Annotated in this window: 27 protein-coding genes; 12 read left to right on the forward strand and 15 right to left on the reverse strand. The window is 68.0% G+C overall.

Annotated features, from left to right (window positions below):
* Positions 1-478: 478 nt before the first annotated feature.
* The 5 genes from ACLJPD_RS05925 to ACLJPD_RS05945 form a co-directional block, all read right to left on the reverse strand.
* A complete protein-coding gene (locus ACLJPD_RS05925; protein ID WP_410870708.1) occupies positions 479-700 on the reverse strand; it encodes a hypothetical protein in 222 nt (73 codons plus the stop codon).
* The gene (locus tag ACLJPD_RS05930) at positions 697-1191 is read right to left on the reverse strand and encodes a molybdenum cofactor biosynthesis protein B (RefSeq protein WP_245914553.1); all 495 of its coding nucleotides are present in this window, start codon (positions 1189-1191) and stop codon (positions 697-699) included. Before ACLJPD_RS05930 ends, ACLJPD_RS05925 begins: the two co-directional genes overlap by 4 nt.
* A 47-nt stretch (positions 1192-1238) precedes the next feature.
* Positions 1239-2678, reverse strand: coding sequence for a trypsin-like peptidase domain-containing protein (locus ACLJPD_RS05935; RefSeq protein WP_410870709.1), 1440 nt, complete (start codon positions 2676-2678; stop codon positions 1239-1241).
* A 93-nt stretch (positions 2679-2771) separates the two neighbouring features.
* Entirely contained in the window at positions 2772-4226 is a 1455-nt protein-coding gene (locus ACLJPD_RS05940) for an ATP-binding protein (RefSeq protein WP_410870710.1), read from the reverse strand.
* 9 nt (positions 4227-4235) lie between these two features.
* Positions 4236-4922, reverse strand: coding sequence for a response regulator transcription factor (locus ACLJPD_RS05945; RefSeq protein WP_410870711.1), 687 nt, complete (start codon positions 4920-4922; stop codon positions 4236-4238).
* A 292-nt stretch (positions 4923-5214) separates the two neighbouring features.
* Here ACLJPD_RS05945 and ACLJPD_RS05950 point away from each other — a divergent pair, with 292 nt between their 5' ends.
* From ACLJPD_RS05950 to ACLJPD_RS05970, 5 genes are read left to right on the forward strand one after another with little or no spacing between them, the layout of a single operon-like run.
* Complete coding sequence (locus tag ACLJPD_RS05950; protein WP_410870712.1) at positions 5215-8028, forward strand: ATP-binding protein; 2814 nt, start codon at positions 5215-5217, stop codon at positions 8026-8028.
* Complete coding sequence (locus tag ACLJPD_RS05955) at positions 8025-8429, forward strand: roadblock/LC7 domain-containing protein (RefSeq protein ID WP_019049250.1); 405 nt, start codon at positions 8025-8027, stop codon at positions 8427-8429. Before ACLJPD_RS05950 ends, ACLJPD_RS05955 begins: the two co-directional genes overlap by 4 nt.
* A gap of 6 nt (positions 8430-8435) precedes the next feature.
* Positions 8436-8807, forward strand: coding sequence for a DUF742 domain-containing protein (locus ACLJPD_RS05960; protein WP_056813973.1), 372 nt, complete (start codon positions 8436-8438; stop codon positions 8805-8807).
* 4 nt (positions 8808-8811) lie between these two features.
* The gene (locus ACLJPD_RS05965; protein ID WP_410871942.1) at positions 8812-9411 is read left to right on the forward strand and encodes a GTP-binding protein; all 600 of its coding nucleotides are present in this window, start codon (positions 8812-8814) and stop codon (positions 9409-9411) included.
* Complete coding sequence (locus tag ACLJPD_RS05970; protein ID WP_410870713.1) at positions 9404-10180, forward strand: hypothetical protein; 777 nt, start codon at positions 9404-9406, stop codon at positions 10178-10180. Before ACLJPD_RS05965 ends, ACLJPD_RS05970 begins: the two co-directional genes overlap by 8 nt.
* Positions 10181-10634: 454 nt before the next feature.
* On the opposite strand, the gene rpmF is transcribed toward ACLJPD_RS05970, so the two are convergent.
* The 3 genes from rpmF to mrf are packed head-to-tail and all read right to left on the reverse strand — an operon-like array spanning position 10635 to position 12379.
* Positions 10635-10808, reverse strand: coding sequence for a 50S ribosomal protein L32 (rpmF, locus tag ACLJPD_RS05975; RefSeq protein WP_378911147.1), 174 nt, complete (start codon positions 10806-10808; stop codon positions 10635-10637).
* 3 nt (positions 10809-10811) lie between these two features.
* Positions 10812-11078 (reverse strand): type B 50S ribosomal protein L31, encoded by a 267-nt coding sequence (locus ACLJPD_RS05980; protein WP_410870714.1) that lies wholly within the window; start codon positions 11076-11078, stop codon positions 10812-10814.
* Positions 11075-12379, reverse strand: coding sequence for a ribosome hibernation factor-recruiting GTPase MRF (gene mrf, locus ACLJPD_RS05985; protein ID WP_410870715.1), 1305 nt, complete (start codon positions 12377-12379; stop codon positions 11075-11077). The genes ACLJPD_RS05980 and mrf overlap by 4 nt, the downstream gene beginning before the upstream one ends.
* A gap of 103 nt (positions 12380-12482) precedes the next feature.
* Here mrf and rpmB point away from each other — a divergent pair, with 103 nt between their 5' ends.
* From rpmB to rpsR, 4 genes are read left to right on the forward strand one after another with little or no spacing between them, the layout of a single operon-like run.
* Positions 12483-12719 carry a 50S ribosomal protein L28 gene (gene rpmB, locus ACLJPD_RS05990; RefSeq protein WP_364411662.1) on the forward strand — a complete coding sequence of 79 codons (237 nt, stop codon included), beginning with the start codon at positions 12483-12485 and terminating at the stop codon, positions 12717-12719.
* Positions 12720-12727: 8 nt separating this feature from the next.
* Positions 12728-12898, forward strand: a complete 171-nt coding sequence (gene rpmG, locus ACLJPD_RS05995) for a 50S ribosomal protein L33 (RefSeq protein ID WP_067449580.1) — start codon at positions 12728-12730, stop codon at positions 12896-12898.
* Positions 12898-13203 (forward strand): 30S ribosomal protein S14, encoded by a 306-nt coding sequence (gene rpsN, locus ACLJPD_RS06000; RefSeq protein WP_410870716.1) that lies wholly within the window; start codon positions 12898-12900, stop codon positions 13201-13203. The genes rpmG and rpsN overlap by 1 nt, the downstream gene beginning before the upstream one ends.
* Before the next feature lie 10 nt (positions 13204-13213).
* Entirely contained in the window at positions 13214-13471 is a 258-nt protein-coding gene (gene rpsR, locus ACLJPD_RS06005) for a 30S ribosomal protein S18 (RefSeq protein WP_410870717.1), read from the forward strand.
* Positions 13472-13531: 60 nt separating this feature from the next.
* On the opposite strand, the gene ACLJPD_RS06010 is transcribed toward rpsR, so the two are convergent.
* The 7 genes from ACLJPD_RS06010 to sucC form a co-directional block, all read right to left on the reverse strand.
* Positions 13532-14089: a LysM peptidoglycan-binding domain-containing protein gene (locus ACLJPD_RS06010; RefSeq protein WP_410870718.1), complete on the reverse strand. Its 558-nt coding sequence runs from the start codon at positions 14087-14089 to the stop codon at positions 13532-13534.
* Positions 14090-14363: 274 nt separating this feature from the next.
* Positions 14364-15929, reverse strand: coding sequence for a bifunctional phosphoribosylaminoimidazolecarboxamide formyltransferase/IMP cyclohydrolase (gene purH, locus ACLJPD_RS06015; protein ID WP_410870719.1), 1566 nt, complete (start codon positions 15927-15929; stop codon positions 14364-14366).
* Positions 15922-16602 carry a phosphoribosylglycinamide formyltransferase gene (purN, locus tag ACLJPD_RS06020; protein ID WP_410871943.1) on the reverse strand — a complete coding sequence of 227 codons (681 nt, stop codon included), beginning with the start codon at positions 16600-16602 and terminating at the stop codon, positions 15922-15924. Before purN ends, purH begins: the two co-directional genes overlap by 8 nt.
* Before the next feature lie 36 nt (positions 16603-16638).
* The gene (locus ACLJPD_RS06025; protein ID WP_410870720.1) at positions 16639-18144 is read right to left on the reverse strand and encodes a DUF6350 family protein; all 1506 of its coding nucleotides are present in this window, start codon (positions 18142-18144) and stop codon (positions 16639-16641) included.
* Between the two features lie 117 nt (positions 18145-18261).
* Positions 18262-19329 (reverse strand): DUF5336 domain-containing protein, encoded by a 1068-nt coding sequence (locus tag ACLJPD_RS06030; protein WP_410870722.1) that lies wholly within the window; start codon positions 19327-19329, stop codon positions 18262-18264.
* A gap of 204 nt (positions 19330-19533) precedes the next feature.
* The gene (gene sucD / locus ACLJPD_RS06035) at positions 19534-20451 is read right to left on the reverse strand and encodes a succinate--CoA ligase subunit alpha (protein WP_056814017.1); all 918 of its coding nucleotides are present in this window, start codon (positions 20449-20451) and stop codon (positions 19534-19536) included.
* A 12-nt stretch (positions 20452-20463) separates the two neighbouring features.
* Positions 20464-21630 carry an ADP-forming succinate--CoA ligase subunit beta gene (gene sucC, locus ACLJPD_RS06040; RefSeq protein ID WP_410870723.1) on the reverse strand — a complete coding sequence of 389 codons (1167 nt, stop codon included), beginning with the start codon at positions 21628-21630 and terminating at the stop codon, positions 20464-20466.
* Positions 21631-22113: 483 nt separating this feature from the next.
* Between sucC and ACLJPD_RS06045 the strand changes: the two genes are divergently transcribed.
* From ACLJPD_RS06045 to ACLJPD_RS06055, 3 genes are read left to right on the forward strand one after another with little or no spacing between them, the layout of a single operon-like run.
* Entirely contained in the window at positions 22114-23157 is a 1044-nt protein-coding gene (locus ACLJPD_RS06045; protein WP_410870724.1) for a M23 family metallopeptidase, read from the forward strand.
* A gap of 53 nt (positions 23158-23210) precedes the next feature.
* Entirely contained in the window at positions 23211-24347 is a 1137-nt protein-coding gene (locus ACLJPD_RS06050) for an SRPBCC family protein (RefSeq protein WP_410870725.1), read from the forward strand.
* A 35-nt stretch (positions 24348-24382) separates the two neighbouring features.
* Positions 24383-24586: a DUF1731 domain-containing protein gene (locus ACLJPD_RS06055; protein WP_410870726.1), complete on the forward strand. Its 204-nt coding sequence runs from the start codon at positions 24383-24385 to the stop codon at positions 24584-24586.
* The last annotated feature ends 1 nt before the right edge of the window (position 24587 follow it).

Below are 24587 nucleotides of genomic sequence, written 5' to 3' on the forward strand. Positions count from 1 at the left end.
CGGACAAACGGACCTCACAGGGCCCAGATCAGTGTGTCGCCCCTTTGTTGCCGTTACGTAACTAACTGTTATTTCGACGATACGACCGGGGCCGGTGTGGCGAACCCGAGCCAGAGTTCCACCGGGTAGTTCAACGCACGGAAGTGGGAGTACTGCAGGGACCAATAGTTGGTGGCTCAATGGCGAACATTAAACGCCGATCCATGGACACGGCAACGAAAGAGTTCGTAAATTTCACTGTGAAGCGCAGCACACATTCGTACATCGCCACATGCCTTGACGTGCATTGATGCAGTCACGAAGGCTCCTGTCATGAGGTCTTGACGGGACGGGTCCACAGGTAACGATCTGGGTCACCGAACGACAAAAGACCACGCTTTCGCGTGGTCTCGAGTATTTGTCCGCAGTTCGCGTTCGTGTCGAAAACGGCTTATCGAAGGCCGCCTATTACGTAGTGGCTACGTAGATAACGGGGCGATCACCCGTGGTGCGGCGGAACTTGGGATCGTAACCATTCGTCGCCGCCGGCGCCGCGCGAACCCTCGCCGCGCTCGTCACCGGTGGTTTCCGGCAGCACATCGCCGAAGATCCTGGCCAGGCGCGCCGCCTCGGCCGCCTTGCGCCGGAGCTCCTGCGCCGAAGCGGGTTCCCGGCCCTGATCATCGGGGCCGGGAACCGCGTCACGGGGCTCCGACGTCATTCGTCCAGACCGGACAGTTCGCCGATCACCTTGCTGGCCAGCGGCCCGAGGGTGGCCATGCCGTCGCGGATCGCCGCGCGGGTACCCGGCAGGTTCACCACCAGGGTGCTGCCGGAGATGCCCGCCACACCACGCGACAAGCCGGCGTCGAGCGATCCCGCGACCCGGCCGGACGCGCGCAGCGCCTCGGTGATGCCGGGCAGTTCACGGTCGAGCACCTGTGTGGTGGCCTCTGGGGTGATGTCGCGCGGCGACATGCCGGTGCCACCGACCGAGATCACCAGGTCGACACCGCCGATCACCGCGGTATTGAGAGCGTTGCGGATCTCGACCTCCTCGGCCTGCACCGTCACCGAGGCGTCGACGAGGAAACCGGCCTCGTTGAGCAGTTCGGTGACGAGCGGGCCGAGCGAATCCACGCCGCCATGAGCCGTCCGATCGTCGACGACAACAACCAGTGCGCGCCCTGCCACGGGAGCATCGATGTCCATGGTCATCACCGTAGCGCTTACGCACGACAGGTTTGCGGTCGAACGCATCATCGCCCGCCTTCCGCCGCCGCAGCGGTCAGCGTGACCTCGACGGTCTTGGAGTTACCACCCTGTTCGTCGGTGTACGTCACCTTCACCTTGTCTCCTGGCTGGTGTGAGCGGACGGCTGCGATCAGCGCGTCGCCGGAATCGATGGGCCGGTCGTCGAGGCGGCTGATGACCGCGCCCGCCGGGATGCCCGCCTTGGCGGCTGGCCCGTCGGGGGTCGCCTCCAGCACGCGCGCGGCGGTGTCCTGCGGGCGCAGTTTGATGCCGATCTGGGCGTAGGTGGCGCGGCCGGTCTTGATCAGTTCGTCGGCGACCCGGCGCGCCTGATCCACCGGGATCGCGAAGCCGAGGCCGATCGAACCGCTCTGGGTGCCGCCCGCCGCCTCGCCGCCGAGGCTGGCGATGGCGGTGTTGATGCCGATCAGCTTGCCCTGCCCGTCGACCAGTGCGCCGCCGGAATTGCCCGGGTTGATCGCCGCGTCGGTCTGGATCGCGTCGATGACCGGGTTCACCTGGCTCGGCGTGCCCTCACCGCTGGTCGAGACCGGGCGATTGAGGGCGGAGACGATGCCGGTGGTGACCGTGCCCGCCAGGCCGAGCGGTGAACCGATCGCGATCACCGGCTGACCGACGGCCAGCCCGTCGGAGGTGCCGAGTTCGATCGGGGTGAGCCCGGTCTTGCCGTTGACCTTGATCACGGCCAGGTCGGAGACCGGATCCGCGCCGATCATGGTGGCGGACGCGGTACTGCCGTCGCTGAACACCACTTCCATCTTCGCCGAGGCACCCGCACCCGCGGCGACGTGATTGTTGGTGAGGATCAAGCCGTCCGAGGACAGCACGACACCGGAACCCTCGCCGGAAGCCCGGCTACCCGCGACCTTGATCATCACGACACTGGGCAGTACCCGCTGCGCCACCGCCTGCGTTGACCCGGTCGGCGCGTTGGCGACAGTGTTGACCGAGGGCTTCGGCACCTCGAGCGCATTGGTCACCGACGCGGAACCCGAGTCGGCGGCGAGCACCCCGACAACGCCACCGACGCCACCGCTGACAAGTGCCAACGCCGTCGCACCGGCAATCAGGCCGAGCCGCAACGGCTTTCGCTGCGGGACGGGCGCGGGACCGAATGCCTGCGCACCGTACTGCGCCTGATCACCCTGCGGGTGCCGGCCGCCGAATGGCAGCTGGCCGCCGTTGGGCCCGAAATCGCCGAAGGGCACTTGGTCGCCGTGGGGCGACTGTCCTGCGTGGGGCGCCGGTCCGCCGTGCGGCGCCCGGTCGCCGTAGGGCGGCTGTCCGCCGTAGGGCGACGGGCCGCCGAAGCCTGCCTGCTGCCCCTGATTCCCGCTCGGAAGTCCCCGCTCGCCGGGGTGGCCCGCGCCGCCGGGGCCCGACTCGGCGGGATGGTCAGCAGGCTGCTGGGGATCGTCGGTCATGGTGTCTGTCTCCTCACGCTTGCAGACCAGCTTGCTGACGACTACTGAGAGGTGCCTGAGATCGGACTATCAGTTCGCCGAGACTCCGGCGGTTCACCCGTCGTCGGACTCGTGGAGAACGGTCGGCGCCTCCCCCGGCAACACGATGCGCACCAGCGCGCCGCCCCGATCGGAGGTGTCGATCGCGATGGTGCCGCCGTGTTTGGTCACCACCTGCTTGACGATCGCGAGACCGAGCCCGGAACCGGGCATCGAGCGCGAGGCGGTGGTGCGGTAGAAGCGTTCGAAGACCAGTTCGCGTTCACCGGTCGGAATACCGGGGCCCGCGTCGCCGACGGCCAGTTCCAGCAGTCCCGGCCCGGCCGGGCGCATGGTGATCCGCACGACCGCATCCGGCGGACTCCACTTGGCCGCGTTGTCGAGGACGTTGAGGACGGCCCGTTCCAGCCCCGCCTCGTGCCCGTAGACGAACCAGGGCGCCAGATCGGCAACGAAGGTGATCCCCACCCGCCTGCGCCGCGCACGCTCGAGCGCACGCTCGGCCACCTCGCCGAGATCCACCCGCTCGTACACGGTCTCGGGAGCGTCCTCACGGGCCAGGTCGACGAGGTCGCCGACCAGCGTCGACAGTTCGCCGATCTGGGCCACCACATCGGCGCGCAGTTCGGCCATGTCCTCGTCCGGCAGCCGGGGCGCACCCGGTCTGCCGGAGGCGATGAGCAACTCCATATTGGTGCGCAACGAGGTGAGCGGGGTCCGTAGCTCGTGGCCCGCGTCGGCGACGAGACGGCGCTGACGATCGCGTGATTCGGTCAACGCGCGCAGCATCGTGTTGAAACTCTCGGTGAGTCTGGCCAATTCGTCGTCACCGGTCACCGGAATGGGTGTCAGGTCGTCGGTGCGGGCCACACGCTCGGTCGCCGCGGTGAGCCGGGCGATCGGACGCAGGCCGGTGCGGCCCACCGCGGTTCCGGCCGCGGCGGCGAGCACGACACCGCACGCGCCGACCACGAACAGCAGCCACGCCAGCTGATCGAGCACCTCGCGGGTGCGGTAGAGCTTCTGCGAGATGATCAGCGTCGCGCCGCTGTGCGTGCGCGCGGCGAGTACCCGCTGGTCACCGACGGTGCGCAGCGAGGAGTTGATCTTGCCGTCGGCCACGTCGAGCTCTTGGGCGCCGACCGGCGGAATCGTCTGCTGGGGCGGCATATACGGCTTGTGCCCCGAATAGATCAGCGCGACGCCGACATCGTTGGAGAACAGCCCGGCCAGCACGATCGACTGGAAGCCCGCGGTCTCGAAATTGTTGTTGATCATGGTCGCCGCGCGGGCCTCGAGCTGGGCGTCGACATCGGCGTAGAGCGCGCGCGCCACCATCGCGTAGGCCGCGATCGAGGTCACCGCGACCGCGATCAACACCACCGACGCCGCCAGCAGGGTGACCCGCCAGCGCAGGGAGACCGACCGGGTCAGCGGGGTCGGCGGACGCATCTCGCTCGCGTCGGGCGGCCTGCCGAGAACGGCGACCGCGGGTTCCTTGGGTGCCATACCGCCCGCCTACGGAGGGGTCTCGCGCAGCACGTAGCCGACGCCACGCACGGTATGGATCAGTCGCTCTTCGCCGTCGGCCTCGGTCTTGCGCCGCAAATAGCCGATGTAGACCTCCAGCGCGTTGCCGGAAGTGGGAAAGTCGTAGCCCCAGACCTCTTCGAGGATTCGGCCGCGGGTGAGCACCCGGCGCGGATTGGCCATCAACATCTCGAGCAACGAGAACTCGGTGCGCGTCAGGCTGATCGCACGTTCGCCCCGTGAAACCTCGCGCGTGACCGGATCCAGCGACAAGTCAGCGAACATCATCGCCTCCGACGCTTCACCGGGATCTGGCGTTCGCCGGCGAAGCAACGCCCGTAAACGCGCGAGCAATTCCTCCAACGCGAAAGGTTTCGGCAAATAATCGTCGGCGCCCGCGTCGAGCCCGGCCACCCGTTCGGACACCGAATCGCGCGCGGTCAAAACGAGAATCGGGAGATCGTCGCCGGTACTGCGCAGCCGTCGGCACACCTCGAGGCCGTCCAGACGCGGCATCATGACGTCCAGAACCAGGGCATCGGGCCTGGATGCGGTCACTTTTTCCAGTGCGTCGAGGCCGTCGACGGCGAGGTCGACGGTGTAGCCGTTGAAGCTCAGTGACCGGCGCAGTGATTCCCGCACCGCGCGATCGTCGTCGACTACCAGAATGCGCATGTGCAGTAGTTTGCCGTGACCGACTGAGAACGTACTGAGAGGACTCGGCGCGCCGAGCGTCGTGTTCTCCCCCGATGTACGTTGTAGGTCTTGACAACGCGGAACGAATCGTTGTTGTGTCAGCGCATATTCGGCGAATTATCTACCGGGTGGCCCGGATTGCCGATGCCCACTCGGCACGGTATCTTTCCTGCGGTAAAAGAAGACCTCCAGTTGGTTCTGCGCTCGCATCGCTCCGCGACCTCCCCGCGCGGGCCGGGGTCACACGTGGAAGCAGAGGCAACGCACGCGGATGGAACCTGCATCGCGGTCCTGGCAATTCAGCCTGTCCAACTGGTCGGTTACGCGCAAGGTCGGTGTGGTGCTGGTGCTGCCGGTGATGCTCGCGACCACCTTCGCGGTGCTGCGCATCAACAACGAACTGCAGACGATGTCGCAGCTCGGCGCGGCCACCGAACAGGCCACCGTCATCCGTCCGGTCGTCAAATTCGCCACCGCGACCGAACAACTCGCCGTCGCCGCGACCGCCAACTGGGGTGCCATCGCCGACCCACAGACCGACGCCGCGCTCACCACCTATGACCAGGCGCTGGCCGAAGTCCAGAGCGCCCTGCGCTCGGCCCGCATCGAACCCGGCGTCGCCAGAGAGCTCAACGCGGCCGTCACCACCGGCGCCACCCTGCGCAATACCGTGCGTGGCGGCTCCCCCGCGATGGTCAGCGAGCAGACCGACATGATCGGCGAGCGAATCGGCAACGCGCTCGCCCAGACCCCGCAGGTCGACGACACCGTCGTCCAGCGCTACTTCCTGCAACTGACCGCGCTGCACCAGTCCCGCCGGATCCTCACCAGGGAACGCACGCTGGTCGTCGCGCCCGAGTCCGGTCGCAGCCAGAGCGCGCGGGCGAAGATGCTCGTCGAGCTCGGCGCCGAAGCGAACATGATCAAGACCTACGCGATGGTGCTGCCCGAGCGCGCGGGCAATCAGGCGGCGCTGCTCGACGCGGTGCAGACCCGGATCAGCGTGTTCAGCCAGAACAACGGCGACCCGACCACCAACGCCGCGGTGCTCAACACCCTGCAGGTCAGCGCCGACACCTATTCCTCCACCATCTCCGCACTGCTCGACACCGTTGACCACACCCTCGACAGCAATACCGCGACCGCCCAGACCGGCGCGCTGCGCGAAACCACCCTGGTGCTCGGCATGCTGCTGGCAGGCCTCGCGCTCGCGCTGGCCGTGGCCCGCACCCTGGTGGTGCCGGTGCGCAGGCTGCGGCGCGACGCGCTCGAGGTCGCGCACGTGAAGCTGCCCGACGAGCTCGCCGTGGTCCGCAGCGGCGGCGCGACGCCGGAGATCACCCCGGTGGGTGTGCATTCCACCGACGAGATCGGGCAGCTGGCCCGCGCCGTCGACGAGATCCACGAGCAGGCCCTGAATCTGGCGGGCGACCAGGCCCGCCTTCGCCTGCAGATCGGCAACATGTTCGAGACGCTGTCGCGGCGCAGCCAGTCGCTGGTGGAGCAGCAGCTCGCGCTCATCGAGGAACTCGAGCACGACGAGGACAACCCCTCGCGCCTGCAGACCCTGTTCCGCCTCGACCACCTCGCCACCCGCATGCGCCGCAACGGCGACAACCTGCTCGTGCTCGCGGGCACCGTGCTGCGCCGCGGTCATCTGCCGCCGGTGCCGCTGTCGGACATGCTGTGGAGCGCGGTCTCGCAGGTGGAGGACTACCAGCGGGTCGAGATCGGCAATGTGCCCGACGGTGTCGTCGCCGGTGAGTCCGCGGTCGATATCGAGCACCTGCTCGCCGAGCTCATCGACAACGCGCTGCGCTACTCCCCGCCGAGCACGTCGGTGGCGGTCATCGTCGGCCGGGCGGTCGACAGCGGCTATCTGATCGAGATCACCGACCGCGGCCTCGGCATGTCGGCCGACGATCTGCGCACCACCAACGAGCGGCTCGCCTCCGGTGGCGAGGTCACCATCGAAACCGCCCGTCGCATGGGTCTTTTCGTGGTGGGCAGGCTCGCCAAGCGCCACACCATCACGGTCAGCCTGCGCCGGACCAGCGGTGCGGCGCCGCAGCCCGGCATCACCGCCAGCGTGCATCTGCCCAGCGCACTCGTCGCGCCGTCGCCGCCGGTCTCGTCGGGCCCGTCCACCGGCCCGCATCCGATCGTGCCCGCCGGAATCGGCCCGTACGCACTGACTCCGGCCGACATCACCGGGCCGAATCCGATCATGCCGATGGGACCGCGCCCCTTGGTCTCGCTGGACGCGGTGACCGGGCTCGACCTGCCCGATCTCCCGGCGTCGCCGCTGCCCCCGATCTTCACGCCGACCGCTCCGAATCCGCTCGTGCCGACCAACGGTGCGAGTACGCCGAAACCCCCGCTCACCAGTGTCGGTCTCCCGCAACGTGTTCCGGCCGCGGCACCGGCACCCCTGCCGAAGTCGGTCGCTGTCGAACCCGACGAGGACGCGACACCGGTAGGCATGTGGGCCGAGCACGAACACGACACCGACGATCTCCCGGTGTCCACCGAGCCGCCAACGCTCCCAGCCGACTCGCTGCCTTTCGGCCTGCCACAGCGCATCCCCGCCAGCGCGCTGGCCGACCTCGCCACCCGCTCCGCACCTGCCACTCCGCCAGAGCCCGAACCCGAGCCGGAGCCGGAGCCCGAGCCGGAGTCGCGCCCCATCGACGCCGACCCGATGCCGACGACGAGCACCCGCTTGCAGCCGGTGTCCGGCCCGGCGCCGACCCCGATCTACCAGCGGATGGTCTCGGAATGGCTCGTCGAACCCGCCTCCGCCGCTACCGAACCGGGTAACGGCACCGGCGCGTCGTGGAGCGCCCCCGGTGACGCGGGCTGGTCGGCCGCCGCAGAGGCGGACCACCCACCCACGTCCTCGCGAACGAGCGGCGGGCTGCCGATCCGCAAGCCGGGCGCGCAGCTCGTCCCCGGCGGGCTCACCCCCGCGGAGGAAGACGGTGCTCGTGACCCCGAGGAGATCCGCAACAACCTGACCCGACATCTCAGCGGCGTCCGTAGCGGCCGTGCCGAGATCCAGCACAACGACGGAGGCCTCGAATGAGCAACGCGCACCCCACAGACGAGAATCTGAACTGGTTGGTCGCCCGCTTCACCCGCGACGTGCCCGGCGTCTCGCACGCGGTGCTCGTCTCGGCCGACGGGCTGCTCCAGGCGACCAGTCCCCACCTGCCCTCCGACCGCGCCGAGCAATTGGCCGCGGTCACCGCGGGCCTGGCCAGTCTGTCGATGGGTGCGGCGCACCTGTTCGACGGCGGCAAGGTGATGCAGTCGATCGTGGAGATGCAGCGGGGCTATCTGCTGGTGATGAGCGTCGGAAACGGTTCACACCTGGCGGTTCTGGCCAACAAGAGCCACGACATCGGCCGCATCGGCTACGAGATGGCGTTGCTCGTCGACCGGGTGGGCTCGGCGGTCACCGCCACCGCCCGCTCCGCCGGCTGAGGTGAGATGTCGAGCCCTTACGGATCCGATCACCGGCCGACGACGCGAGTCAGGCCGTATGCCCTGACCTCCGGCCGTACCGAACCCGCGATCGCGCTGCCACTGGAGGCGGTCGTGGAAACGGTTTCTTATACAGCGCACAACGACTGGTCCGCAGGCGATTTGCGGATCGAAATCGTGCGTCTTGCCACACATCGGCTTTCTGTCGTCGAGATTGCCGCATACCTTGGTCGCCCACTGGGTATGGTCCGGGTGATGATCGGCGATCTCGTAGTGGGCGGGATTCTTCGAGTGCATTCGACGCTGACCGAACAGGCGAGCTACGACGAACGCCGATCACTGATGGAGAGGACTTTGCGTGGACTCCGTGGCCTCTGATGGCATGCGCCCGCCTGCACAAGAACAACGGGTCGCATCGACCAAGATCGTCGTAGCCGGCGGATTCGGCGCCGGCAAGACGACTTTCGTCGGTGCGGTGTCGGAGATCGTGCCGCTGCGCACCGAGGCGATGGTGACCCATTTCTCCGACGGCATCGACGACCTCGCCGAGACGCCGGAAAAGGAAACCACCACCGTCGCCATGGACTTCGGCCGCATCGTGCTGGCAGGCAACCTGGTGCTCTACCTGTTCGGCACCCCGGGCCAGAAGCGTTTCTGGTTCATGTGGGACGACCTGATCCGTGGCGCCATCGGCGCGGTGGTGCTGATCGATACCCGCAGGCTGGAGGACAGTTTCGCCGCCGTCGACTTCTTCGAGGCGCGCGGGCTGCCGTTCCTGATCGCGGTGAACCGCTTCCCCAACGCCCCCCGCTTCCCCATCGCCGAACTGCGCGAAGCGCTCTCGGTGCGCGAGGGCATCCCGATCGTCGACATCGATGCGCGCAATGCCGTCGAGGTCCGTCAGGCGCTGGCGGCGGTGACCGAATACGCCATAGCCCAGCTCGAGCCGCAGCAGTTCGAAGGAGCGGGCAGGCGTGCCTGACCTGCTCGCGGCGTCCGGTGCCGAAACCTTCGGGCACGGCACCGGTATCGCGTGGCTGGCGTTGGATCTGTCGGCGCTCGGCGCACTGGTGGCCTTCGCCTGTATCCGGCACGCGAAGTACTCGATCCGGTTCCGGCTGCTCTGGCTGACGATGGCCGCGGTCTCGCTCGGTGGTGTCGGGCTGTGGTTGGCGAATTCGGTCGCGCTGCTCGCGATGCGGGTGAACGACAGTGTCATGCGGTACAACGTCGCGCTCGGCGCGGCGGCGCTGGCCATCGCGGTGGTGGGTGTGCTGGCCGGATTGCTGATCAGTGGCCGGACCACGCAGGTGCCGCGGCTGATCATCGGCGGGTTGACGATGGGGTTGTGTGTCGGCTTGTCGACCTTTCTGACCCTGGACGCGGTCGCCGTGCAGGGCACCGTCGACGAGTCGCTCGGACTCATCGGGGTGGCCGTGCTGGTGTCGATGGCGCTGTGTACCGCGACGCTGTGGGCGTCGCAAGCGGTCCGGCGGGTGCCGATGCGCGTGCTGGTGTCGGTGCTGTTCGCGCTCGGGGTCGCGGCGATGTACTACACGGCCATCGCGGCGCTGACATTCTCGATCGATCCGGGTATCCGCACGCCTGCCGGGATGCCGCTGTTCGATCTGGTGTTCCCGATGTTCGTGATCGGCGCGCTCGGTTTGACGGTGCCGATCACCGCGGTGCTGGTGGCGCCGGATCGGCGAGACGCGGTGGCCGCGGTGCGCCAGCCCGTTTCGGCTCGCTGAGGGCAACCAGCTAACGTCCGGTTTGTCGGAATATTTCCGGTCGTCCGCCCTGCTGAGCCGAACGCTCGCGATCCGCGGAGATCTCCCGAAAAACTGCCTCTGAAGTGGCGATGGGCGGGTTCCCCCGACTCGGAGAACCCGCCCTCCCGCACGAGAGTACATACCCGTGAGGGACTCTGCATCAGTGGTTCGGGAATTTTCTTGTGGCGAAAAACAAACCAAGAGTTGGTAATTCGACCGACAGCAAACTTTCCGCAAGCCCTCCGTGGCGTCCGTGCCAAGTGGCTCGCATCACACCGTTAACGGGGCAGTTGCCCCAGACCTCCCATGCAGCCCTGAGCAGGCATAACAGTGTCGCAGCAAGACCCCTGGACAGAACAACTCGCCGACCCGTGGAAGCTCACGCCCGCAGGACCGTGGCCGCATAACCCACGGCGCCAGCTGCCCAGCGGATTCAGAGACGGGCGGGGTCGATCATGCCCTTGCGGACGGCGTTGACGATGCGGCGCGGTACGCGGTATTCGACGCCCGCCACGGTCACCGGGACCAGCTGTGGCACTTCGGCTTTCCATTGTGCGCGCCTGCTTCGGGTGTTCGAGCGCGACATTCTGCGCTTGGGGACCGCCATGATTCAGCCTTCCCCGCCTGCGCGCGAGCGCTTTCCGTACTTGCGCTCGAACTTCTCGACCCGTCCCTGGGTGTCCAGGTTGCGGGCGGTACCCGTCCAGAACGGGTGCGAATCCGAGGTCACGTCGACCAGCAGCAGCGGATAGATGTTCCCGTCTGCCCACTCGATGGTCCGGTCACTGGTCGAGGTCGACCGCGTCAGGAATTGCTTACCGGTGTTCGCGTCCTCGAACACGACGGGGTGGTAGTCGGGGTGGATGCCCGTTTTCATGCCGTTTCTCCTCTCGGATTGGTGCGCTCGGTCGCCGAAGCCGTGGCCTCGGTGGGATCGGCGCAGGGATCTTCGTGCCAGTCGCCGAAGGGGTCCTCCCACAACGCGACTCGTTCGGGGGCCCGGTCGACCAGCAGCAGCTCGTCGTCTTCGACCAGCGCCCAGTGCAGGGCGTGCCGGATCTCGGCGGGGTCGGCGTCGTGGGCCAGGATCACCAGCGACACATCGCGGTCGCCGAACCGCTCGTCCCAGCCCAGCGCGGCCATCGCCCGCCGATCCGGGTCCGCGGCAGCCTGTTCCTCGGCGGTCATCGCCGCCAGCCAGCGACCGGCACCGCCGACGCGCAGGCCGCCGCCCGCCGATTCGAGCCACACCACATGGTCGGGCTGGGTCGCCAGCCAGATCCGGCCGCGGGCGGTGACGACGCCGTCGAGCAGGACGTCGAGCGCTTCGTGCAGCCGCTCGGGATGGAACGGCCTGCGGGCGGCGAATTCGACGATCGAGACACCGCAATCGGTGCTCAGCGGCGGCTGCCCGCGCAACAGCGGCGCGTGCGCGTCGAAGATCCGGCCGCGGCGCGAGTCGGCGGGCACCCGGGTCAGCAGGGCGCCGATCTCGAGTGCGTCGAAGCCGGACAGTTCGCCGAGCCAGGCGACGGGGGCGACCGGTGCGAGCCGGTCCAGTACCGCCCCGAGGCGTTCGCGGTCGAGCGCGTCGGCCCCGGCGGTGAGGACGACCAGCGCGTCGGCGAAGTCGACCTGGCCGATGGCCACCTGGGCGACCGTCCGCTCGTCGTCCGCCGAGGCGAGCCCGCGATCGGCCAGCACCTCGTCGCCGGTGGCGTCGGTGAGCCACTGCTGCCCGTCCAGACAGGTCAGCACGGCCTCGATCCGCACGGAGCGGCCCGCGGGCGCGTCGACGCGATCGGCGACGCCGCTGACCACGACGTGCTCGATCGCCTGGCACAGCGCCTCGGCCTCGATGCCGGGATCCAGCGCGAGCACGATGCGCTCGACATGCCCGCGCGTGGCGAGCGTGCACAGCATCGGCAGCAGGTCGGCGCGCAGCGTGCACGAGACACACCCGTGCGCCAGTTCGAGCACCGTAGTGGTGACGTTGCCCGCGGTGCGCACGGTGCGGCGGACCACTCCTTCGCGCAGTTCGGCGAGGTCGTGATGCACCACGACGGTGCCCGCGTCCTGGCTCAGCGTCGCCGCGATGTGCTCGACGCCACTCATGGCGGGTCCGGAGAAGCCTGCCAGCAGCACCACGGGCGTTCTCCGGTCTAACTGGTCCAGCATCCGAAACCCCTTTCGACAATGATTTTCATTTACGTCAGGGCGACTGTACAGTGCGGAATATTCGTTGTCGAAAATGGTTGTCATAACCATGGAAGGAGGTCGCATGTCGGCCCACTGCCAGGTCACCGGTCGCAAACCCGGCTTCGGAAAAGCCGTCTCGCACTCGCACCGGCGCACCAACCGACGCTGGAACCCCAACATCCAGCACAAGACCTACTACCTGCCCAGCGAGGGCCGTCGCGTCACGCTGACGGTCTCCACCAAGGGCATCAAGACCATCGACCGCGACGGGATCGAGGCTGTGGTGGCCCGGATCCGCGCTCGCGGGGACAAGATCTAGGAGCGAACATGGCCTCGAGAACGACCGATATCCGACCGATCGTCAAGCTGAAGTCCACCGCCGACACCGGCTTCACCTACGTCACCCGCAAGAACCGCCGCAACGACCCCGACCGGCTGGTCCTGCGCAAGTACGACCCGGTCGTGCGCCGCCACGTCGACTTCCGCGAGGAGCGCTGATGGCGAAGAAGTCCAAGATCGCCCGCGACGAACAGCGGCGCGAGATCGTCGAACGGTTCGCGGCTCGTCGGGCCGAGCTCAAAGAACTCATCCGCAAGCCGAGCACCGGCGACGCGCAACGCTCCGCCGCACAGGCGGAACTGCGCAATCAGCCGCGTGATGCCAGTCCGGTACGCTTGCGCAATCGGGACGCTGCCGATGGTCGCCCCCGCGGCTACCTGAGAAAATTCGGCCTCTCCCGGATTCGTGTGCGCGAGATGGCCCATCGGGGTGAGCTCCCCGGGGTCCACAAATCGAGCTGGTGAGGAGACCCCCATGGCAGTGAAGCGAGCACCGACCAAGAAGCCACGCGCCGACCAGGGCCGTAAGCCGAAGAAGAATCCGCTGATCGCCGCGGGTATCGAGTACGTCGACTACAAAGACGTCAACCTGCTGCGCACCTTCATCTCTGATCGCGGCAAGATCCGCAGCCGCCGCGTGACCGGCCTGACCCCGCGGCAGCAACGCCAGGTCGCCGTCGCGGTGAAGAACGCGCGCGAGATGGCGCTGCTGCCGTTCACGACCACCAAGTAGGCGTCCGCGAACGCGAGAATGGCCCCGAAGCTGTTGCCTCGGGGCCACTTTCGTGTGTGATTACGGGATGGTCAGTACCTGACCGGCGTTGATGAGATCCGGGTTGTCGATACCCGAGGCCGCGGCGATTTCGTGGTAACGGTTGCCGTCACCGTAGAAGCGCTCCGAGATGGCCCACAGGGTGTCGCCCGACTCGACCGTGTAGGTCTGCGCGGCCGGCGGCGGCGGGACCTCTTCGGCGATCGGAGCGGCGGCGACCGGCTCGGGAGCGGGCAGCGGGTTGTCGGTGGCGGTGGCGGTCGACCACGCGACCGAACCGTCGGTGCCGGAGAGCACGACGTTGCGGTCGGACTGCACGACCAGCTTCTCGACGTTCTTCCCGCTGGTGTCGGTCGCCCAGATCCGCGCGCCGCCACCGTTATAGACGACGAAGTCGCCGTCGTGCTGCAGAGCCGCGCGCTGCGCGTCCTGCCCATGCGTCATGGCCGCCCAGACGACGTTGCCGTCGGGCTCACTCAGCACCAGATTGCCGTCCGGCTGCAGAGTGAGGGTGTACGCACCGCCGGTCAGGGACTGACCCAGTCCCAGTTCTTCGCCTACGCGCAGCGTGTCGGCCACGTTGTTCCTTTCGAAGATTGCTGATTACAGAGCGCTACAGTAGATGCCGACCGATTGCCACAGTGCCGCATCTCAGCCGAATCTAGTCGCCGCAGCGGCGAAATGGAGGGGTTATGCGCAGGGTTCGCGGAGAGTTCACAGTAGGGCAGTACCGTCCAGGGTCGGCAGCATGCCACTGAGCTCGCCACTGGGTACCCGCGAGGTACTCGACGCCGGGTAACCGAAAACGGGTGCCGCACCGAGGATTCGGCGCGGCACCCGTTCGGGTATCGACTCAGTGCGCGAAGTGGCGGGCACCTGTGAGGTACAGGGTGACGCCGGCTTCCTTGCACAGTTCGATGGTGTCCTTGTCGCGGATCGAACCGCCTGGCTGCACGATCGCGCGAACGCCCGCGGCCACCAGGATCTCCGGTCCGTCCGAGAACGGGAAGAAGGCGTCGGAGGCGGCGACGGAACCCTTCGCCCGCTCACCCGCGCGCTCGACGGCGAGCTTGCAGGAGTCGACGCGGTTGACCTGCCCCATGCCGACGCCGACCGCGGCGCCGTCCTCGGCGAGCAGGATCGCGTTCGACTTCACCGAACGGCATGCGCGCCAAGCGAATTCGAGATCTGCCAGGGTGGTGACGTCGGCCGGGTCGCCCGCGGCGAGAGTCCAGTTGACCGGGTCGTCACCCGCGGCGTCGAGGACGTCGCGATCCTGCAGCAGCGCACCACCGCTGATCGGGCGCAGCTCCACACCCTTGCGCTGCGGCGCCTGGGCCACCAGCACGCGCACATTCTTCTTGCGCTGCAACACTTCCACCGCACCGGACGCGTACCCGGGGGCGATGATCACCTCGGTGAAGATCTCGGCGACCTGCTCGGCCATCTCGACGCTGACCTCACGGTTGGCCGCGATCACGCCACCGTAGGCACTCACCGGATCGGTGGCGTGCGCCTTGCGATGTGCCTCGGCGATATCGCCCGCGACGGCGATGCCACACGGGTTGGCGTGCTTGATCACCGCGACGGCGGGCTCGTCGAAGTCGAACGCGGCACGCCAGGCGGCGTCACCGTCGGTGTAGTTGTTGTACGACATCTCCTTGCCGTGCAACTGCTTCGCCTGCGCGATCCCGACCGTGCCGTCGTTGCTGGTGTACAGCGCGGCGGCCTGGTGCGGGTTCTCGCCGTAGCGCAGCACCGCGGCGCGCTCCCACGAACCGGCCACCCAGCCGGGGAACTGCTCGGTCTCCTCGGCGACGGCGGGCACGGCGACCGAGCCCATCCAGCTCGCGACGGCCACGTCGTAACTCGCGGTGTGCTGGAAGGCCTTGGCGGCCAAGGCGGTCCGCTCGGCGAGGGTGAACCCACCCGACTTCACCGCGGCGAGCACATCGTCGTAGTCGGTCACGTCGACGACCACACCCACCGACGGGTGGTTCTTCGCCGCGGCACGCACCATCGACGGCCCACCGATATCGATCTGCTCCACGCACTCGTCGACGCTCGCGCCACTGGCCACGGTCTGGGTGAACGGGTACAGGTTCACCACCACCAGCTGGAACGCCTCGACACCGAGTTCGACGAGCTGATCGACATGCTCGGCGCGACGGGTGTCGGCCAGGATGCCCGCGTGCACCCGGGGGTGCAGCGTCTTGACCCGGCCGTCGAGGGTCTCCGGGAACCCGGTCAGATCCTCGACCCTGGTGACCGGTATCCCGGCCTCGGCGATCTTGCCCGCGGTCGACCCGGTCGACACCAGCTCCACACCGGCTGCGTGCAGCCCGGTGGCGAGCTCGATGAGCCCGGTCTTGTCGTAGACGCTCACCAGCGCCCTCTGGATCGCCTTACGTTCACTCACCGGCGTGCTCGCTCATCGGTATTTCTGCCTTTCGTCCGTCGGAGACAATGCCTCGCGTCGCGACGGCGGCGATGACCTGCGCCAGTAACCGTCGCTCGACAACCTTGATGCGCTCCTGCAGCGTGTCCTCGTCGTCGCCGGGCACCACCGCGACCGCCTCCTGCGCGAGGATCGGGCCGGTGTCGACGCCCGCGTCGACCAGGTGCACGGTGCAGCCGGTGACCTTCACGCCGTAGGCGAGCGCGTCACGCACCCCGTGCGCGCCGGGGAACGACGGCAGCAGCGCGGGGTGGGTGTTGATGAGTCGGCCGCCGAAGCGTTCCATGAACGCGGGGCCGAGGATTTTCATGAAGCCCGCGAGGACGACCAGATCGGGCTTGTGCGCGTCGACGGCCTCGGTGAGGGCGACGTTCCAGGCTTCGCGATCCGAAAAATCTTTGAGCCCGACTTTGAAGTGCGGCACCCCGGCGGCATCGGCGTGGGCGGTGGCCTGGCAGTCCCGGTCGACGCCGACGGCGACGATCCGCGCCGGGTAGCCGGGCTCGCGTGCGGCGGCCAGTAGTGCGTTGAGCAGCGAGCCGGTGCCCGAGGCCAGAACGACGACGGTGGCCGGTGTTCTGGCGGGCTTCCACGGGGCAAACGAGGACGTCAGCGCTCTACTCCTGCGTGTGATCGGGCGGCGGCGATGGCGACAGGCGCCGGGTCGAGCTTAGCGACCGGGGGTCTTGTCCTCGTCCGGCAGGTCCGACTCGACCACTTCGACGTCGACGATGTCGTCGGCGGGCTCGTCGGTCGAGCCCGGTGCGGCGATGCTCACTTCGAGCTCGTCGTCGAAGTCCTCGACCAGTTCGCCGTCGACTTCGACTGCGGGATCGTCGTATTCGACCGGGTCCTCGTCGTCGGCGTGATCCTCGTCGTCGTACTCGTCATCGTCGTAGTAGTCGTCTTCGTACTCGTCGTACTCGTCGTCATCGTCGTAGTAGTCCTCGGCGGGCGCGGCGGGCGTCAGGAAGCGGCGGGCGAACGCCATCCCGACGAAGCCGCCGAACCCGAACCAGGTGACCATCAGCACGACCAGCATCAACAGGTCGACGCCGACCCACCCGACGGCACCGAGTTGACCGCTGCCGAGGATCGCGAGCACCAGGAACGTCAGTGTGGACAGCGCGGCGCAGGTGAGGGTCGCCCACGGCGCGCCGGGCCGATCGTCACTGGTGCGGCCGAGTTCGATCCCGCCGAGCACGCCGACCGCGAGCGGCACCAGCAGCAGCACGGCCCACCACGGGGACGCGGGCCCTTCGGGCACGGGTATCAGCGCGGGCACTACCGGCATGTGTCCGCCGGTCACCCCGAACAGACCGACCGATCCGGCCCCGAACAGCACGGCGGCCCCGCTGAGGATCCCCGCCGCGCCGATCACCACATTCGGCAGGTAGAGCAGGGAAAGCACGGCCATGCCGAGCACATCGGTGAAATTGTGTGCCCGCGCGAACGCACCGTCGAACCGGGACAGATGCACGAAGAACGAGATCACGGTGGCCAGCGCGGCGCAGCCGAGCATGCGCAACACGGTGCGGCGCGCGGCACGGGCGCCGAGGACGGCCCATTCCGGGATCTCGATCGGGACGAACGCGCACAGCGAGCTCCACGCCTGGCTCGCGATCCCCGCGGCGGCGGCACCCAGATACAGCACGAAGACCCACCCGAACGCCGCGACCGGACCGGGCGACTGGAGCGGAATAACGCCTGCGGCATCGCCGGTGACGGCGAGGCAGACGGCCGTCATCAACAGTGGCCCGGCCAGCACCGCGCCGGTCAACCACCCCAGTTCGACAGGGGTCGGCCGGTTCGGCACCGCACGCGCGCATTCGCGCGCGGCCAGCCAGACCAGCACGGCCGTCGGTACCAGCGGGAGCAGGCCGAGCGTCGTCCGGCCGACCGTGAACGGAACCTGATGGGCGGCAAGCCAAGTCGCGGCGACCGCGGCGGGCGCGCTGGTGAGATCGGTACCGGTGGTGAGCATGACCACGAGAACGAGCAGCACCGTGGCCGCCATGGCGGTGATCGTCGGCCTCGCCGCGACCAGCAGCAGGGTCCGCGCCCGCTCGGGCGAGAGTGACCACCAGCCGGGCTCGGGCCCGGACGGTGGTGCGACGGTCTCCCCGGTGCCGCGTGACCCGGCGGTCCGGCGCACGAGGGAGTTACGGGAGCTCATGACAATTCAGCGTGGCAGCTTCCCCGGCGGCCACGGGTCAGGCGCGCCGCGAGCCCACAGGCGGACCTGTGGGCTCGCGATCGAACCTGGACCACCACGTGGCAGCCGTGTCGGTTTCTACTTGTTGTCGTCGTTCGGGCGGAACGCGGTGGTGGCGTCGGACGCCGGGTCCGCGGTCTGCTCGCCACCGAACGGCTGCGGCTGACCCGGCGCGGACGGCTGCGCGCCACCGAAGTTCGGCGCACCGAACGGCTGGCCCTGCTGCTGCCCGCCACCGAAGGTCTGCGTCGCGCTCTCATCAGGACGCGGCTGTGCCTGCGGGGCCGCGCCATAGGGCGACGCCTGATGCTGCGGGGCACCGTACTGCTGGCCGTACGGCGAGGGCGGCTGCTGACCGGGCTGGCCGTAGGACGGCTGCTGACCCGGCTGGCCGTAGGACGGCTGCGGTGCCTGCGGCATCGACGGCGAGCTCTGCTGGCCGTACGGCGACGGCGACTGCGTCGGGTACTGCCCACCGGTCTGCGGCTGGCCGTACCCGGTCTGGCCGTAGGGCTGCTGGCCGGTGTTCTGGCCGTAGCCCTGCTGGCCGTAACCCTGCTGACCGTACTGGCCGTACTGGCCCGGCTGCTGTTGCGGCTGAGCGGGTTTGGGTGCGGGCGGCTTGATGATGCCGAGCTTGAACAGCAACGCCGCGGTGGCGACGGCCGCCGTCGCGAAAGCGAGCAACAGCACCAGGTAGGCGCCGATCTCGAGTTCGGCACCTTCGGGCGCGCCGACGAAGGTCACGATCACCAGGGTGAGGAAACCGGCGAGTGCGGTCGCGGCGGCGACGCCGAGCAGATCCTGCTTCGGCAGCAACGACACCCCGGCCAGCAGGCCCGCGACCAGCAGCAGCGCGAGGACAGCACCGCTGCCCGACCACTCGAACAGGCTGAACGTGACATCGGTGCCGATGGTGGTGCCGCCGATGGTGGTCGGCTCGGAACCGATGTAGGGCAGGAAGCCGAGCAGGAACGTCAGCACGCCGAGTCCGGCGGTCGCCGCGGTCAGAATGAACGGCAGCCCTTTGCCTTCCGAACCGGTCGCGGTCGATGGCGCAGCCGCAGTGGCTCCGGTGCTCTGGCCCTGAGGCGCGGCGGGTGTCGCGGGTGTGTTGTACCCGGAGCCCCCGGTCGGGTATGACATGTCTCGTCGTCTCCTTGTCGAGTCGTGCGCATCGGTCGCGTCGAACTGACTGGTGCCTGATCCGATACCTGACGCTACTGCACTCCACGCCCCCGGTCATCACCTACCGATGCAGGCTGTGGATAAACCACCGCCTGTGGATAAATCGACGAAGGCCGCCCAGGTTGCACCTGAGGGCGGCCTTCGACAGTGTGAGATTGCAGATCAAGCAGAAGCGATGGACGCCTTCTCCAGGATCTCGCGAGCGAGCGCGGCGGTCGCGGACGGCGTCTTGCCGACCTTCACGCCGGCAGCCTCGAGCGCGTCCTGCTTGGCCTGCGCGGTACCGCCACCACTGGAAACGATGGCGCCCGCGTGGCCCATGGTCTTGCCCTCGGGCGCGGTGAAACCGGCGACGTAGCCGACGACCGGCTTGGTCACGTTGGCCTTGATGTAGGCGGCCGCACGCTCTTCGGCGTCGCCACCGATCTCGCCGATCATGACGATGATCTTGGTCTCGGGGTCCTTCTCGAACGCCTCGATGGCGTCGATGTGGGTGGTGCCGATGACCGGGTCGCCGCCGATGCCGATCGCGGTCGAGAAACCGAAATCGCGCAGCTCGTACATCATCTGGTAGGTCAGGGTGCCCGACTTCGACACCAGGCCGATCGGGCCCTTACCGGTGATGTTGTTCGGGGTGATGCCGACCAGCGCCTCGCCGGGGGTGATGATGCCGGGGCAGTTCGGGCCGATGATGCGGGTCTTCTCGCCCTTCTCCACGTTGTAGGCCCACGCGTAGGCGGAGTCCTGCACCGGAATGCCCTCGGTGATGACCACGAGCAGCGGGATCTCCGCGTCGATGGCCTCGATGATGGCGTCCTTGGAGAAGGCGGGCGGCACGAACGCGATGGAGGTGTCGGCGCCGGTCTTCTCGATGGCCTCGGCGACGGAGGCGAACACGGGCAGCTCGATCTCGTTGCCGTCTTTGTCGGTGTGCTTGACCGTGGTCCCGGCCTTGCGCGCGTTCACGCCGCCGACGACGTTGGTGCCCGCCTTCAGCATCAGCGCGGTGTGCTTGGTGCCCTCGCCGCCGGTGATGCCCTGGACGATGACCTTGTTGTCCTTGTTCAGGAAGATGGACATTTTTTGCGTTCCTTACTTGGCTGCGGCGAGTTCGGCAGCCTTGTCGGCGCCTTCGTCCATGGTCTGGGCCAGCGTCACCAGCGGGTGGTTGGCCTCGGCGAGGATGCGGCGACCCTCTTCGACGTTGTTGCCGTCCAGACGGACGACCAGCGGCTTGTTGGCCTCGTCGCCCAGGGTCTTCAGCGCGCCGACGATGCCGTTGGCGACCGCGTCACAGGCGGTGATGCCACCGAAGACGTTGACGAACACGGACTTCACCTGCTCGTCACCGAGGATGACGTCCAGTCCGGCGGCCATGACGGCAGCCGAAGCGCCGCCGCCGATGTCGAGGAAGTTGGCCGGCTTCACGCCGCCGTGGTTCTCACCGGCGTAGGCGACGACGTCCAGGGTCGACATGACCAGACCGGCGCCGTTGCCGATGATGCCGACCTCGCCGTCGAGCTTGACGTAGTTGAGATCGTTTTCCTTGGCCTTGAGCTCGAGCGGGTCGGTCGCGTCGACGTCGGCGAACTCGAGGTGGTCGGGATGCCGGTACTCGGCGTTCTCGTCCAGGGTGACCTTGCCGTCGAGGGCGAGGATCTCATCGGTGGGGGTGCGCACCAGCGGGTTGACCTCGACCAGGGTGGTGTCCTCGTTGATGAAGACCTCCCACAGCTTCTGGATGGTCACGGCCGCGGCGTCGAGCACGTCGGCGGGCAGGTGGCCCTTCTCCGCGATCTCACGGGCGAAGGCCAGGTCGACACCCTTGACGGCGTCGACGGCGATCTTGGCGAGGCGCTCGGGAGTCTTCTCGGCGACCTCTTCGATCTCCATGCCGCCCTCGACCGAACACATGGCCAGGTAGGTGCGGTTGGAACGGTCGAGCAGGAAGGAGATGTAGTACTCCTCCGCGATGTCCTTGGCCTCTGCGACCAGGAGCTTCTTGACGATGTGGCCCTTGATGTCGAGGCCGAGAATGTTCTGCGCGTGCGTGAACGCGTCTTCCGGGGTGGCCGCGTACTTGACGCCGCCAGCCTTGCCGCGGCCGCCGACCTTGACCTGCGCCTTGACCATCACGGGCTTGCCGATTTCCTCGGCAATGGCGCGTGCTTCTTCAGCCGTGTCGCAAACACGACCCTCGGACGAAGGCACTCCGTGCTTAACGAAGAGCTCCTTCGCCTGATATTCGAAGAGATCCATGTACTCACCGTCTCGTCTGCGTTGCTATGACAACGTCTTTGTTGGCGGCCCGACGTCGTAGCGGGTCGGTCGGACTGTAACTAGTCACGGGGAGGGGTAAACGACCACGTTCATAGTAAGTGGCGCAGGTCACGAGCCATAACGGGAGGCCCGAAAAACCGCTGGCCAACGCTACTGGCGAGTAGTCCTCGGGCGTTTCACGACGCCTTGGCAGGTCGGGCCGCCTAAAGTCGGAGAACCCCGACATCTACTACGTTATGTCGTCGACGAGCCTCACCCGAGGTGCTGGAAACCGGTGAGATATTCCGCCGCGTTACGGTGACGAATGTCACACAGAGGTGTAGGTTTCCGACCAGCGCTTGCCACTCTGCAATCGCTTCGTTACCGTCAATGCGGTCGATGTCACAACCAGGTCACGACAACCAGGTCACGACTGGCAAGTCAGGACTGAGGAGGACGACATAGCGTGAGGTACTTCATCCGATGAACCACCGCTCCACCCTTCCAGTCGAAAATCGCACCCGCTCCGGCCCGCGTTATCGGTATGCCGACGAATACACGGCGCATCCGCAGGCCCGTCGAGCCCCCGCCGCGGCCGCATGGCCCCAGACCGACGACGCATGGCGCGACCAGACCACCTGGTCCGACGACGCTGCCTGGACGCCCGCCGAGGACGAATGGACCGCGGACGAGTCCTATGACACCGGTGCGTACGGCACCGACTGGGCGCCCGTGGCCGAAGAGACCACTGCCGAAGAACCACCCGCGCCGCGCCGCGCCGATCGTCGTGGTGGCGCACACCGCGTCCCCGCACCGCCCGCCGCGCTGAAGGGCCGCGCCGCGGTCATCGCCGTTGCCGCGGGCGCGGTTGTCGCCGCCGGACAGGCCGCGATGGCCGATCCGGGCCAGCCCGCACACGGCATCGACTACGAGGCAGCGGGCCAGGTCCACGAGATCGCCGCCCAGTCCATGAGCACCGCCGACATCGCCGATCAGGGCACCGGCGCGGCACCGCAGGTGCTCGACGCCACCGCCATCGCCGACAAGAACCATTTCGACGACATCCTCGCCAAGGGCGCCAAGTTCGCCGAAGACCTCGCCGCCCAGGAATCCGCCAAACTGCGGCCCCTGTTCGCCAAATTCGCCGCGGGCAACTACACCTCCGGTTTCGGTGCCCGCTGGGGTGTCCAGCACCTCGGCATCGACGTCGCGGGCCCGATCGGCACCCCGATCTACGCGGTCGCCGACGGCACCATCATCGAAGCGGGCCCGGCATCCGGGTTCGGCATGTGGGTCCGTGTCCTGCACGACGACGGCACCGTCACCATCTACGGCCACATCGACACCGCCACCGTCTCGCAGGGCGAGCGCGTGATGGCGGGTGACCAGATCGCCACCATGGGTAACCGCGGCTTCTCCACCGGCCCGCACTGCCACTTCGAGGTCTGGCTCAACGGCACCGACAAGATCGACCCGGTCCCGTGGCTGGCCACCCGCGGCATCAGCCTGGGCTCCCAGCGCGACTGAGGTGATGAGCGGCACCCTTCCCGGTGCCGCCTTTCCCGATTAGCGTTCCAGTCATGGCTGGTACGACGAAGTACACGCAGTTCATCGGGCTCGCACCGGAATTGGTGTGGGCGGTGCTCGGGGATCTCGAACAGTGGCCGGAGTGGAATCCCGGGGTGCGGTCGGTGCGGATGCACGCGCCGATTGCCGTCGGCGCCACCGGCGACTACCTCCCCAACGGAAAACTCTCGGCACGGATCCACGAGCGCTTCGCTGAACCGTTCACCGTCACCGTGTTCGAACCGAATCGTGAGCTCAGGATCGAGCAGCCCGAACCCGCGGGCACCATGCACCTCGCCTGGCGGCTGACGCCACGCGACGGTGGCACCGAGATCACCCAGGAACTGCGCTTCACCGGCCCGTCTGCCGCCGCGGCTCGCACGGTCGTTCGCCCCTTCATCGACACCGATGCGCGCGTGAACTTCTCGCGGCTGGCTCGCCTGGCCGGACTCGCCCCCGTCGACGACGCGCTGAACGTCGTCATCGCGGGCGGCAGCGGCGCGCTCGGTCTCCAGATCGCCGCCGACCTGACCTGCCGCGGACAGCGCGTCACCCTGCTGACCCGCCGCCGCAACCCGAATCTGCCGTTCCGCCAGACCGAATGGGACGGCCGCTCGGTCGGCGCCTGGTCGGCCGAACTGCGCGAACCCGGCCGCCTCGCGGTGATCAACCTGGCGGGCAAGCTGGTCGACTGCAGGCCGACCGAACGAAATATCGCCGAATTACGTTCCAGCCGAGTCGATTCCACCACCGCACTGGTCGCTGCCGCACGCCTGCGCGATACCCCCGTCGACTACTGGGTCCAAGCCAGCACCACGGCCATCTGGTCCGACGCGGGCGAAACCCGGTGCACCGAAACAACTCCCATTCCGGTCGGCCTCCCCCAGATGACCGGCGTCGCCCAGCCGTGGGAGGAAGCCTTCGACCCCACCACCGCCGACCGCTGGACGATCCTGCGCACCTCCATCGTCTTCGACCCCGACGCCCCCGCCCTCAAACGCCTCGGTCAACTCACCAAGGCCGGCCTCGGCGGCCGCGTGGGCCCGGCGATCAGTGGTTCAGCTGGATCCACATCGAGGACTGGCTGGCCATCGTTCGCGCCACCCTCGGCCTCGACCAGAAGATCACCCTCCCCAACGGCATCCTCGTAGCCGCCACCGAATTCCCGGTCCGCAACACCGAACTCATGGCCACGCTCCGCCGAACCCTGCACCGCCCCCCATCGCCACCGACGCCGTCGGCCATTCTGAAAATCGGCGCGGTGGCCCTGCGCACCGACCCCGCCCTCGGCCTCACCGGCCGCCACGCCACCTCCGAAGTCCTCCACCAGGTCGGCTTCGACTTCACATATCCCACCCTCGACGAAGCCCTGACCGACCTGTTCGGTTAAG

The sequence above is a fragment of the Nocardia sp. A7 genome (genome assembly GCF_046549215.1).
In the GTDB taxonomy this organism is placed as follows: Bacteria; Actinomycetota; Actinomycetes; order Mycobacteriales; family Mycobacteriaceae; genus Nocardia.

Bases quoted from the DNA above. Each gene is read 5' to 3' on its own strand.
- ACLJPD_RS05925 (WP_410870708.1), bottom strand. From the start codon at position 700: ATGACGTCGGAGCCCCGTGACGCGGTTCCCGGCCCCGATGATCAGGGC.
- ACLJPD_RS05930 (WP_245914553.1), bottom strand. From the start codon at position 1,191: ATGGACATCGATGCTCCCGTGGCAGGGCGCGCACTGGTTGTTGTCGTC.
- ACLJPD_RS05935 (WP_410870709.1), bottom strand. From the start codon at position 2,678: ATGACCGACGATCCCCAGCAGCCTGCTGACCATCCCGCCGAGTCGGGC.
- ACLJPD_RS05940 (WP_410870710.1), bottom strand. From the start codon at position 4,226: ATGGCACCCAAGGAACCCGCGGTCGCCGTTCTCGGCAGGCCGCCCGAC.
- ACLJPD_RS05945 (WP_410870711.1), bottom strand. From the start codon at position 4,922: ATGCGCATTCTGGTAGTCGACGACGATCGCGCGGTGCGGGAATCACTG.
- ACLJPD_RS05950 (WP_410870712.1), top strand. From the start codon at position 5,215: ATGGAACCTGCATCGCGGTCCTGGCAATTCAGCCTGTCCAACTGGTCG.
- ACLJPD_RS05955 (WP_019049250.1), top strand. From the start codon at position 8,025: ATGAGCAACGCGCACCCCACAGACGAGAATCTGAACTGGTTGGTCGCC.
- ACLJPD_RS05960 (WP_056813973.1), top strand. From the start codon at position 8,436: ATGTCGAGCCCTTACGGATCCGATCACCGGCCGACGACGCGAGTCAGG.
- ACLJPD_RS05965 (WP_410871942.1), top strand. From the start codon at position 8,812: ATGCGCCCGCCTGCACAAGAACAACGGGTCGCATCGACCAAGATCGTC.
- rpmF (WP_378911147.1), bottom strand. From the start codon at position 10,808: ATGGCGGTCCCCAAGCGCAGAATGTCGCGCTCGAACACCCGAAGCAGG.
- ACLJPD_RS05980 (WP_410870714.1), bottom strand. From the start codon at position 11,078: ATGAAAACGGGCATCCACCCCGACTACCACCCCGTCGTGTTCGAGGAC.
- mrf (WP_410870715.1), bottom strand. From the start codon at position 12,379: ATGCTGGACCAGTTAGACCGGAGAACGCCCGTGGTGCTGCTGGCAGGC.
- rpmB (WP_364411662.1), top strand. From the start codon at position 12,483: ATGTCGGCCCACTGCCAGGTCACCGGTCGCAAACCCGGCTTCGGAAAA.
- rpmG (WP_067449580.1), top strand. From the start codon at position 12,728: ATGGCCTCGAGAACGACCGATATCCGACCGATCGTCAAGCTGAAGTCC.
- rpsN (WP_410870716.1), top strand. From the start codon at position 12,898: ATGGCGAAGAAGTCCAAGATCGCCCGCGACGAACAGCGGCGCGAGATC.
- rpsR (WP_410870717.1), top strand. From the start codon at position 13,214: ATGGCAGTGAAGCGAGCACCGACCAAGAAGCCACGCGCCGACCAGGGC.
- ACLJPD_RS06025 (WP_410870720.1), bottom strand. From the start codon at position 18,144: ATGAGCTCCCGTAACTCCCTCGTGCGCCGGACCGCCGGGTCACGCGGC.
- ACLJPD_RS06030 (WP_410870722.1), bottom strand. From the start codon at position 19,329: ATGTCATACCCGACCGGGGGCTCCGGGTACAACACACCCGCGACACCC.
- sucD (WP_056814017.1), bottom strand. From the start codon at position 20,451: ATGTCCATCTTCCTGAACAAGGACAACAAGGTCATCGTCCAGGGCATC.
- sucC (WP_410870723.1), bottom strand. From the start codon at position 21,630: ATGGATCTCTTCGAATATCAGGCGAAGGAGCTCTTCGTTAAGCACGGA.
- ACLJPD_RS06045 (WP_410870724.1), top strand. From the start codon at position 22,114: ATGAACCACCGCTCCACCCTTCCAGTCGAAAATCGCACCCGCTCCGGC.
- ACLJPD_RS06050 (WP_410870725.1), top strand. From the start codon at position 23,211: ATGGCTGGTACGACGAAGTACACGCAGTTCATCGGGCTCGCACCGGAA.
- ACLJPD_RS06055 (WP_410870726.1), top strand. From the start codon at position 24,383: ATGGCCACGCTCCGCCGAACCCTGCACCGCCCCCCATCGCCACCGACG.